The organism is Mesorhizobium sp. WSM4848 (assembly GCF_055811375.1).
The window spans coordinates 185247-195181 of record NZ_JBVVPX010000007.1 but is presented as its reverse complement, the minus strand read 5'-3'; the positions used below and the strand labels follow the sequence as shown (position 1 = coordinate 195181).

Below are 9935 nucleotides of genomic sequence, written 5' to 3'. Positions count from 1 at the left end.
ACCAATACATTCAACGACCTACCAAACCAGAAAATCTTCAATTTCGTCTTATCCACAGCCGAATCGGCGAAGACGGGCTAAAATTCCCAAATTTTTTCTCGCCGCGTTTCTTCCAGCACCCCTCATCCGTCTCGGCGCTACGCGCCGATCCACCTTCTCCCACAAGGGGAGAAGGTCACAGCAGGTCCTGGCCGGCGCGTCTCATCCGGCGTCGATCTTCTCCATGAACAGACGGAGATGGTCCGGGTCCATATGCACAACATGCCTGTCCTCGGGATAGGCCAGGCTGTTCACGTCGGCGACATATTCGGAAAAAGCGGCGATGCGTTCCGCCTGCAGGCGGTCATATTCGGCGGCAAAATTGCGGTAGACCTTGGAATGGCGGGGCATGTGGCCGCGGTTCTGGCCAAGGATATCGTCGGCGAATAGATATTGCGCATCGCAGCCGGTGCCCGCCCCCATTGACAGCATGATTAGCGAGGTGCGTTCCGAGATCGCCTTGGCCACCTCGACCGGCACCACTTCGATCTCGGCGCCGGCCGCGCCGGCCGCCTCGTACTGCTTGACCGCCTCGAAAATCTGCATGGCGCTGTCGGCGGTCTTGCCGACGGCCTTGAAGCCGCCGGTCCAGGTGGCGCGCGACGGGATCAGTCCGACATGGCCGATCACCGGGATATTGTCATCGGCTAGCCGTTTGACAGTTGCAAAGCCGGCACTGCAATAAACCGCGTCGGCGCTCGCCTTGTAGAGCCGGAACGCCCAGCGGACGAAATCGTCGGCTGTGCCGATCTCGTAGAAATTGTCGCCCGGCATGGTGAACAGGCTGGGTGCGGCATCGCGGTATTGCGGATTGAGCACCAATTCCGGAGGCACCGAGACGATGTCGATCCCGGCTCGTTCAGCGGCCTCGGCCTCGTCCATCGTCAGCACCCGCAGCATGGTCAATTGCCGCTTGCCCTTCATGGCGCGCAGGTCTGCCACCGTCGGTCTTTTCCGGCTCATCGATTCTGGTCCCCTTTGTTACGTGAACGGAAAGCCCGTCAGGCGATCTGGATCATCACCTTGCCAGCTTCGACCTTCACCGGATAGGTCTGCAGATTGACGCAGACCGGCGCGCCCTTGGCCTGGCCGGTCTTGTAGTTGAAGCGGCCATTGTGCTTGGGGCATTCGATGATGTCGTCCATGACAAGCCCATCGGCCAGATGCGCCTTTTCATGTGTGCAAAAGCCGTCGGTGGCGAAGAATTCGTCATCCGGCGAACGGTAGATTGCGAAGCTGCGGCCGCCATGATCGAAGCGGATGACATCCTCTTCGTCGACATCGTCCACAGCGCACGCCTCGACCCAATCGGCCATCTCTATTTTCTCCCGAAATTTCGCCTTGCTGTGCTGCGCAGTGCTATTCCGCTGCTGCCGACATGTTCACTTCGTGGAACTCGCCACGATAGGGCCGCGCCGTCGGCGGCAGCTCGCGCTTGAGGAAATAGTCCTCGTATTTGAGCTGCCTGAGCAGGACCGGCCAAACCTCGCGATAGGCATGCCACATCGACGGGTTCGGCTCCGGCAGATCGTGCTTGATCAATTGGTGCAGCCTGGGCAGCGCGTGATAGGGCACCATGGGGAACATGTGATGCTCGACGTGGTAGTTCATGTTCCAGTAGATGAACCGGCTGATCGGGTTCATGTAGACGGTGCGGCTGTTGAGCCGATGATCGACCACATTGTCGGCCAGGCCGATGTGCTGCAGCAGGCCGGTCAGCACCATGTGCCAGGTGCCGTAGAGGCGCGGCCCGCCAATCAGCACCAGCGGTATCCACGACTGCATGAAAACCGCGAGCGCGATTGTGACGATGTAGATGGCGACATGCCAGCGCGCGGCGATGACTGCCTTGTGCTGTTCCATCTCGGGCACGTAGCTTTTCTCGTCCGGCGTCAGCTTGCCGAACGCCTGACGCGCCAGTGCCGGAAGCGAATAGCGAAAGTCGAGGATACCGGTGAAGACGAGTGCGGTGCGCAGCAGATCCGGCGGGCGCATCACGGCGATCTCGGCATCGCGCCCGACAATGATTGTATCGGTGTGGTGCCTGGCATGGCTCCAGCGCCAGGTCACCGGGTTGCGCATCAGCATGAAGCTGGCAATCTGGTAGACGACATCATTCATCCAGCGCGTGCGGAAAGCCGTGCCGTGGCCGCATTCGTGCCAGCGCGAATCGCTGGCCGAGGCATAGAGCACGCCATAGACGAAGAAGAACGGCACGCACCACCAGGTGCCCCAGAAATAAATGCCGCCGGCAGCGGAAGCCAGGATGGCGAAGATCCAGATGATCGTATCGCGGATCGCCGGACCGTCGGAACGCTGCATCAATTCCTTCATCGCCTTGCGGGAGACGTCGGTGTGGTACCATTCGGCCGAGGCCAGCCCCGTTTCGATCGCCCTGCGCGTGCTTTCGCCGACCAGGCTGTAGTCGCGCTTCATTGTGCCAGCCATTGTGACCTCCAAATCCTGATGGGCCGCGAGCCCTCCCCGCTCAGGCCGGGGCCAGCCTTCCAACTGGTGTTTCGCGTCGCCTTCGCCATTGTCACGACCTGCCTCCGAGAACAGGAAAATGACCCGATGGCCGCGGATAATCCTCCCGCGGCTGCCTGGCAATCGCTGCGATCCGGCTCTCGGCGGCGGCGATCTCGCCGGCGCCGTCGAGAACCCGGAACACCGCATTGTAGGAGCGGCTTTCGCCGTGCTCCAGCCAGATCATCTCGCCGCGCTCGCGCGCTGCCAGATTGCCCAGCACATGATGCGTCGACGGCTCGATGCCGAGCGCATAATGCCCAGCCTGGAAATTCTGCCACTCATAGGCGCAAGGCAACTGGTGCTTGCGGGTGAGGACTTCGAGACCGAGGCCGAGACGGTCGTTGACCACCGCCACCGGCACGCCGCCGTTGGCGTCGGCGCCGAGTTCGTGCTGCCAGACCTGTTCCGTGAAGCCCAGTTGCGGTGCCGGCGCCGTGCGGTAGCCGACCTTCTGCGCTTCATAGCGCTCGCCGGCATGGCCCGCCCAGACGACGTCGCGGATCGGCGCCAGGTAGCGCGAGCCCTCGTCGAGCACCGGATGGCTGACATTGATGTGATAAAAGTACATATGCGGCGTGCGGCTAAAACCGTGATTGACGACGCGGTCCGAAAGCCGGATCTCGTTGCCGCCGACATCGGCCTCGATCCGCCGCAGCAGATGCAGATCCTCGCCGAACACCGTCGACTGCTGAACGATGCCTTCGGCCCACAGCACGCAGCGGTCGCCGTCCCATGTCTCGCCATAGCCGGTCAATCGCGCCGGGATGGTGCTGACGCGGCCATGCAGCGAATGGCGCACCGTCTTCTTCGGCGGATAATTGTAGCTGTCGGCGGGGACCTCGTTCATGAACAATATGTGGTCAAGGCCGCAGGTCAGCAGCAGGCCGGAAAACGACCGCGCCCAGGCCAGCCCCTCCTCGCCTTCATATTCGTGCAGGCCGGGATGGCGAAAGCCGCTCGGCGAATGCCAGCCGATCGCCTGGCCCCTAAAATCGCAATCGGCGATGTCGAGCGCCCGGTCGACCAGCGCGGTGAAGCGCAGGCCGGAGCCGGTGCGGAATTCGAGCATGCGTATGCCGCGCTCCACCCCGTCGCCAAGCATCATCAACCGCACACCGGCGAACTGCGACAGCATGCCGGACCGCTCCGAGACCTGCCGGCGCGAAAGCGTCTTGCCGTAAAGCTCTACCATGTGACGGCCAGTTCCTTCACTTTGCCCTCGTCTCCTTGAGCAGCGCCGACATGTCGGCGCCGGTGATGATGCTCTCCACCGTCAGCAGGTCGGTATCGGCGACCGTCTGCTCGGCGACGATCTCGCCGCGGCGCATGACGATGATGCGGTCGGCGACCTGAAAGACGTGATGGATGTTGTGGGTGATCAAAAGCACCGAATGGCCGGCGGCGCGCACCTCCTTGACGAAGCGCAGCACGCCGTGTGTTTCCTCGACGCCGAGATTGTTGGTCGGCTCGTCGAGGATGATGACCTTGGCGGCGAACTGCATGGCGCGCGAAATGGCAATCGACTGGCGCTCACCGCCCGACAGCGTGCTGACCAGCGCATCGGCATCGAGCTTTTTCGAGATGCCGACCCGCTTCAAAAGTGCCGCGGCGGCATCGCGCAGCTTGGCGAGGTCGAGCGGCGCGAACACGCCCAGCCATTTCAGATTGACCGGCTCGCGGCCGAGAAAGAGGTTGCGCGCAATGCTGAGGTCCGGCGCCAGCGACGTATCCTGGTGAATGGTCTCGATGCCGAGATCCATGGCGTCGCGCGTCGAGCGGATCGAGACCTTCTGGCCGCGCACATAGATGTCGCCGCGGTCGACGGGAAAAACACCGGAGATCGCCTTGATCAACGTCGATTTGCCGGCGCCGTTGTCGCCGAGCAGGGCCACCACCTCGCCCTCGTTGAGCGTGAAGGAGGCGCTCTTCAGCGCGCGCACGCTGCCGAAGGATTTTTGCAGATTGTGCAGCCGGAGCACTTCCATGGTCAGCTCCTGGCGGCGTTCTTCTGCAGCAAAGCGTGCAGGATGAGCATGGCGAGGATGATGACGCCGACGAAGATGTTGTAGGCGAGGCCGGGCACGCCTATCAGCACGATGCCGTTGCGGATGCTGCGCAGCATCAGCGCGCCGACGATGGTGCCCAGGATGGTGCCGCGCCCGCCGGTCAGCGCCGTGCCGCCGACCACCACCATGGCGATCACTTCGAGCTCGTATCCGGTGCCGGCCACCGGCGAGGCGGCCGAGATGCGGAAGGCGCTGATCATGCCGGCAAGACCGGCAAGCACCGAGGTCAGGATGAACAGCCAGACCTTGACCGCATCGGCCGGCACGCCGCGCGCCACCGCAGCGTTGCGGTTCGAACCGATGGCGCTGATCCAGTTGCCGAGCTTGGCGTAGTGCAGCACGTAGATCGCCAGCAGCAACAGGGCGATGAACCACCACAGCGAGGTATAGAAACGGAACGTTCCGATATTGAAGCTGCCGGCCAGCAGTGTCACGAAAAAGCCAGGGTGGTCCCAGGATTTCAGCGGAAAGCCTTGCGTGATGTAGAGCGCCGCCCCTCGCACCACGAGCAGCATCGACAGCGTCACCAGGAAGGAGGAGATTCCAATCTTGGTGACGATCAGCCCGTTGATGGCGCCGATCGCCACGCACAGCAATAGCCCGGCCAGCAGCGCCACGCCGATATCAACCTGGCCGTTCTGCACCAGCAGCATGACTACGACCGGCGCGAGGCCGAACACGGCACCGACCGAAAGGTCGAACTCGCCCGCCGTGAGAAGCAGCGTCATGCCGAGCGCTATGATGCCGAGTTCGGGCAGGAACGCTATCATGTTGGAGATGTTGAGCGGCGACATGAAGTTCGCATCGGCGATCGCGAACACCGCAAGTAGGACAATCAGGATGACGAGCGAAGAGAATTGCGGCGAGCGGATCAGGCTCGACCTGCGTTTGGAGCGCGGCATTTCCTGTTCTGCGGCGATAGTCATGACTGCTTGGACCATATCTCGGGGTGACGCCCGCCGCCTGCGCAGCGGGCGTCAGTTTCAATCACTTGTCGTAGAGTTTCAGGATCGGTTCGACGCTCGATGCATCGTAGAGGCTGAAAGTGTGGATATCGTAGCCGATCGGTTCGCCCGCGGCGGCAAGCCCGAGCAGCGCCACCGGCATGAAGCCCTGCGCTGACGGGAACTGCCAGGCGGCGGCGTTGACGAACCCGGCCTTGACGGCTTCGGCGGTTTCCCTGGAATTGCCCCAGCCGACGACAGGGATCTTGCCGGCTGGCACGCTGGCGCCGTCGAACACCCGCTTGACGCTGGCCGCCACGGAATCGCCGAGCGCGATGATTGCCGGCGGATTGTTGGCGACCATGTAGTCGGTCATCTTGGCGATGATGCCGGCCGGATCGGTGCCGCAATCGACCACGTCGTACTTGATGCCGAGCGGATCGAAGACGCTGGCGATGCCTTCGGTCTCGAGCTGCTGATAGCTGGCGCCCGGCACTTCGACCGGCAGGAACACCTTGTCGCCCTGCTTCACCATCTTGTGGTCGACCAGATATTTCGCCCAGATGACGCCGGCTTCCCTGAGGTCGGCGCCGACATAGGCCTGCCGGCCGGTCGCCGGATCGTCGGTATTGAAGAACACGATCGGGATGCCAGCCGCCTTGGCTGCCTTGACCTCCTCGGTCCATAGGCCGGGCTGCGCGGAGGTGGTGGCGATGCCGTCCGGTTTGGCGGCAAGTGCGGAGTTGAAGGCCTCGTTCTGCGCCGCCATGTCGCCGCCGCTGAACGAGATCTTGCAGGTGACCTTGAGCTGGTCGCAGGCCTTGGTCGCGCCGGCATTCCAGTCGATCCAGAAGGCGTCCGACGGCCCGCCATGCGACAGCAGGTAGAAAATCTTCTGAGCATCCTGCGCCAGCGCCGGTGCAGCCAGTGCAACACCGGCGAACACGGTCGCCGCAGCCGCGACTTTCGATACGAATCTCAACATTCTCTTCCTCCCTTTTTCGTGGCCGTCACAGTCCGTTGGCGCGGAATTTCTCGTCGAGGAATTTCTTGGCGCGTGGCACGTCGTCTTCCGAAAGGTGCTCGATGATGACCGGGATGTTCGGGTGCTTTTCGGCAAGCCGCTGCAGATAGAGATCGTAGTTCAGCGAACCGAGACCGGGCGCCGGCAACTCGATCTCGCCAACGCCGCGGAAAGTATGGCTCTCCAGCGCGTCCTCGTCGCCGATGTCGGCGTGCTTCTCCGACTTATCGCCGCCCGAGCGCTTGACGTCCTTGGCGTGGGCTATTTTGATCTTATCGGTCAGCGTGTCGAAGACCTGATTGAGGATCTGGTCCATCCTGTCGATGTTGTGCGTCTCAAAATAGTTGGTCGGGTCCATCAAAAGGCCGAGGCCGGGATGGTCGACCTGCGCGAACATCTTCACCGTTTCCTCGACCGACCCCACGACATTGTTGACATAGGTTTCGAGCAGGAACACCGCGCCGTGGTCGTAGGCGGTCTGGGCAAGATCGGCGATGACGTTGCGACATTCCTCAAAACCTTCCTCGGTCTTGTTCTTGGGGTGATGCACCCAGTCGGATTCGGTGTTGTAGGTGCCGGTTTCCGAGATCACGTAAGGCGAGCCGAATTCGCGGGCATTGCGGATGATCTCCTTGAGATAGCCGACACGCTTCTCGCGCTCCGCTCTGTCCGGATGGATGATGTTGGTGTAGCCCGACAGGCAGCACACCGGCAGGTTGTGGTCGCGGAAGGTGTCGCGAACCGTCCTGGCCTTTTCCTTGGTGATCTGCCCGGCCGACAGGTCGATATCCCTGAAATGCAGGTCGATCTGCACCGTGTTGAAATCGAGCGCGCGGATCTTCTGCGCGGTTTCCTTCAGGCCGTACGGGAAATAGCCCGTGAAGATACCTGCCTGCATCATGATGTGAAATCCTCCCTGTAAGCGATTCAGTTGATTGGGTTTATCGAGATTTCGGACAGCTTGACCGTGCGACCCTCATCGATCGAACGATAGCCGGCTTCGATCAGCGCCATGGTCTTGACGTTGTCGGCGACTGAAAGTGCCGGCGGCTCACCCGTCTTCACCGCGTGCTGGAGTTGCTCCATCACGCCGATGAAGGCATGCGGGAACCACATTGTCTCCCAGTTGGGTGTCACCCATTCGCCGCCTGTGGTCTCGGTCGAGGCATAGGTCAGCGTCGAGGCAGAACCCGTCGGCCAGCCGATCGTGCCTTTGGCGACGCCTTTGTTACCGTCGACGCGCCAGTTGATGTGCTGGTCGTCCTTGTAGCCGTCCTGGCGCGGGCCGGACCAGACATCCTCCAGCGACACGGCGAGCACGCCGGACGGAAATCGCAGCGTCGAAACGGTGATGCCGTCCGAATGGTCGAACTGAGTGCGCGGATCCTTGCGGGTCAACGTGGTGATCTCGTCGGGATCGCCGAACAGGAAGCGCAGCACGTCGAGATGGTGGACGCTCATATTGGCAAGCGTCAGCCGGTCATAGTCCTCGAGAAATGTCTGCCAGTGCGGGATCGCATGCATGTCAATCTGCGCGAAGACGATGTCGCCGAGCGCGCCGCTGTCCATGATCTGCTTCAGCACGCGCATCGACTGGTCGTAGCGCATGTTCTGGTTGACCGAGAGGATCTTGCCGGCCCTGGCCGCCTCGTCGCGCAACTCGATCGCATCCTTGAGCGACAGCGCCAGCGGCTTCTGCGCCAGGATCGCCTTGATATGCGTCTGCTTCAGCGCATGGCGGATCAGCGCCGGCTGCTGGTCGGGCGGAAAGGCAAGGTCGATGATCTCGACATTTTCGTCCTCGATCAACGGTTCCGGCGTATCGTGGACGGTCGGGATCTCCCAGCGCCTGGCGACCTTCTCGGCGCTGGCCTTGGTCCGCGAGGCGATCGCCACCACGGGAAACCCAGCTTCGTGATAGGCGGCAAGATGGCACTCGGCCATGATCATGCCGGCGCCGACGCAGCCGATCCTGAATTCCCTGGTGCGGACTTTAACGTCCGGCTCGAAGCCCTTGCCCGCTATTTCTTCGCCAGCCATATGTTCCTCCCGAAGCTCGTTCCTTGCAGCCGCCGTCATCTTGCCAGCGCTCCCCCGCTTTGCCCGAAATAATGCACCCTGCCCGGCTCGCAGGATATCGCCACCATCGCGTCCGGCATGATATCGGGCTGGCCGCGTAGCAGTGCCCGCAGACGCGCCTGCCCGGCGGCGAGTGTCACGACGGTATAGCCGCCAAGCGGCTCGACCTCGAACACTCGCGCCGGGCGCCCCGCACGCCCATCCGACGTTCCATCCCGATCCAGCCAGGGCCGGACCTTGATGTCTTCAGGCCTGAGCCCGATCTCGACGGCATCGGCCGGCGCGGCCTTGTCCGCGATGCGGATCGTGCCTTCGGCTGCCTCGACGCCGCCCTCGCCGCGTAGCAACTTCAAGATGTTCATCATCGGCGAACCGAGCAGCCGCGCCACATAGGTGCTGGCCGGCCGGTCATAGATCTCGGCCGGCGCGCCGATCTGCCTGATCTTGCCGTTCTCCAGAATGGCGATGCGGTCGGCGACCGACATCGCCTCTTCCTGGTCGTGCGTGACATAGATCAGCGTCTTGCCAAGCTCGCGCTGGATGCGCTTCAGCTCGACGCGCGTCTCCTCGCGCAGCCTGGCGTCGAGCGCCGAGATCGGATCGTCCATTAGATAGGCATTGGGGTCGCGCACCAGCGCCCGAGCGATCGCCACGCGCTGCCGCTCGCCGCCCGAAAGCTGCGCCGGCGGCTTGTGCAGGATGTGACCGATATGCAGCTTGGCCGCGACGTCGGCGACACGCTTTTGGATATCGGCCTCGGCGATCCGGCGTTCGACCAGGGGAAAGCGGACATTGTCGCGCGCGCTCATATGCGGAAACAGCGCCAGGTTCTGGAACACCATGGCGACATTACGCTCGGCTGGCGACACCGTATTGACCGGCCTGCCGCCGATCAGGATCTCGCCGCTATCGGGGGTCTCCAGTCCGAGCACCAGGCGCAGTATCGTCGATTTGCCGGATAGCGGCGGGCCGAAGAAGCAGAAGAACTCATTGTCGTTGACCGTGAACGAGGCGTCGTCGACGGCGAGCGTGTCGCCATAGCGTTTCGTCACATTGCGGAAGACGATATCGGCCATGGTCTCAGCCCGCTCCACTGGTTGCGGACAAACAATCGGCGTTGGCGCTGCCCCTCATCCCCCTGCCGGGACCTTCTCCCCGTATAGAGACGGGGAGAAGGGTGAAGCTCCAACGCCGGCGCCCCCCTCTCCCCGTCACTTTACGGGGAGAGGGTAAGGGTGAGGGGCGGCGCCGACG

At 62.7% G+C, this 9935-nt stretch carries 10 protein-coding genes; all 10 read right to left on the bottom strand.

Going from position 1 to position 9935, the window contains the following annotated elements:
* Nucleotides 1-201: 201 nt before the first annotated feature.
* The 10 genes from AC0L16_RS10150 to AC0L16_RS10105 all read right to left on the bottom strand — a co-directional run bounded on the left by AC0L16_RS10150 (nt 202) and on the right by AC0L16_RS10105 (nt 9757).
* Nucleotides 202-1002 (bottom strand): 3-methyl-2-oxobutanoate hydroxymethyltransferase, encoded by an 801-nt coding sequence (locus AC0L16_RS10150; protein ID WP_473620552.1) that lies wholly within the window; start codon nt 1000-1002, stop codon nt 202-204.
* 38 nt (nt 1003-1040) lie between these two features.
* Complete coding sequence (locus AC0L16_RS10145; protein WP_023798633.1) at nt 1041-1355, bottom strand: MocE family 2Fe-2S type ferredoxin; 315 nt, start codon at nt 1353-1355, stop codon at nt 1041-1043.
* A 43-nt stretch (nt 1356-1398) separates the two neighbouring features.
* The gene (locus tag AC0L16_RS10140) at nt 1399-2487 is read right to left on the bottom strand and encodes a fatty acid desaturase family protein (RefSeq protein ID WP_473620550.1); all 1089 of its coding nucleotides are present in this window, start codon (nt 2485-2487) and stop codon (nt 1399-1401) included.
* Nucleotides 2488-2578: 91 nt separating this feature from the next.
* Nucleotides 2579-3760, bottom strand: coding sequence for an aldose 1-epimerase family protein (locus AC0L16_RS10135; protein WP_473620549.1), 1182 nt, complete (start codon nt 3758-3760; stop codon nt 2579-2581).
* 16 nt (nt 3761-3776) lie between these two features.
* Entirely contained in the window at nt 3777-4559 is a 783-nt protein-coding gene (locus tag AC0L16_RS10130) for an ATP-binding cassette domain-containing protein (protein ID WP_167378918.1), read from the bottom strand.
* Nucleotides 4556-5560, bottom strand: coding sequence for an ABC transporter permease (locus tag AC0L16_RS10125; protein WP_473620548.1), 1005 nt, complete (start codon nt 5558-5560; stop codon nt 4556-4558). The genes AC0L16_RS10130 and AC0L16_RS10125 overlap by 4 nt, the downstream gene beginning before the upstream one ends.
* Nucleotides 5561-5621: 61 nt before the next feature.
* A complete protein-coding gene (locus AC0L16_RS10120) occupies nt 5622-6563 on the bottom strand; it encodes a sugar ABC transporter substrate-binding protein (protein ID WP_473620546.1) in 942 nt (313 codons plus the stop codon).
* Between the two features lie 25 nt (nt 6564-6588).
* On the bottom strand, nt 6589-7503 hold the full coding sequence (locus AC0L16_RS10115; protein WP_473620544.1) for a sugar phosphate isomerase/epimerase family protein: 915 nt from the start codon (nt 7501-7503) through the stop codon (nt 6589-6591).
* 26 nt (nt 7504-7529) lie between these two features.
* Nucleotides 7530-8642, bottom strand: coding sequence for a Gfo/Idh/MocA family protein (locus AC0L16_RS10110; protein WP_473620542.1), 1113 nt, complete (start codon nt 8640-8642; stop codon nt 7530-7532).
* 35 nt (nt 8643-8677) lie between these two features.
* The gene (locus AC0L16_RS10105) at nt 8678-9757 is read right to left on the bottom strand and encodes an ABC transporter ATP-binding protein (protein ID WP_473620541.1); all 1080 of its coding nucleotides are present in this window, start codon (nt 9755-9757) and stop codon (nt 8678-8680) included.
* Between the last annotated feature and the right edge of the window lie 178 nt (nt 9758-9935).

What these genes read in the sequence shown, in the direction of transcription:
- AC0L16_RS10150 (WP_473620552.1), bottom strand. Translation starts at nt 1,002, where the DNA reads ATGAGCCGGAAAAGACCGACGGTGGCAGACCTGCGCGCCATGAAGGGC.
- AC0L16_RS10145 (WP_023798633.1), bottom strand. Translation starts at nt 1,355, where the DNA reads ATGGCCGATTGGGTCGAGGCGTGCGCTGTGGACGATGTCGACGAAGAG.
- AC0L16_RS10140 (WP_473620550.1), bottom strand. Translation starts at nt 2,487, where the DNA reads ATGGCTGGCACAATGAAGCGCGACTACAGCCTGGTCGGCGAAAGCACG.
- AC0L16_RS10135 (WP_473620549.1), bottom strand. Translation starts at nt 3,760, where the DNA reads ATGGTAGAGCTTTACGGCAAGACGCTTTCGCGCCGGCAGGTCTCGGAG.
- AC0L16_RS10125 (WP_473620548.1), bottom strand. Translation starts at nt 5,560, where the DNA reads ATGACTATCGCCGCAGAACAGGAAATGCCGCGCTCCAAACGCAGGTCG.
- AC0L16_RS10120 (WP_473620546.1), bottom strand. Translation starts at nt 6,563, where the DNA reads ATGTTGAGATTCGTATCGAAAGTCGCGGCTGCGGCGACCGTGTTCGCC.
- AC0L16_RS10115 (WP_473620544.1), bottom strand. Translation starts at nt 7,503, where the DNA reads ATGATGCAGGCAGGTATCTTCACGGGCTATTTCCCGTACGGCCTGAAG.
- AC0L16_RS10110 (WP_473620542.1), bottom strand. Translation starts at nt 8,642, where the DNA reads ATGGCTGGCGAAGAAATAGCGGGCAAGGGCTTCGAGCCGGACGTTAAA.
- AC0L16_RS10105 (WP_473620541.1), bottom strand. Translation starts at nt 9,757, where the DNA reads ATGGCCGATATCGTCTTCCGCAATGTGACGAAACGCTATGGCGACACG.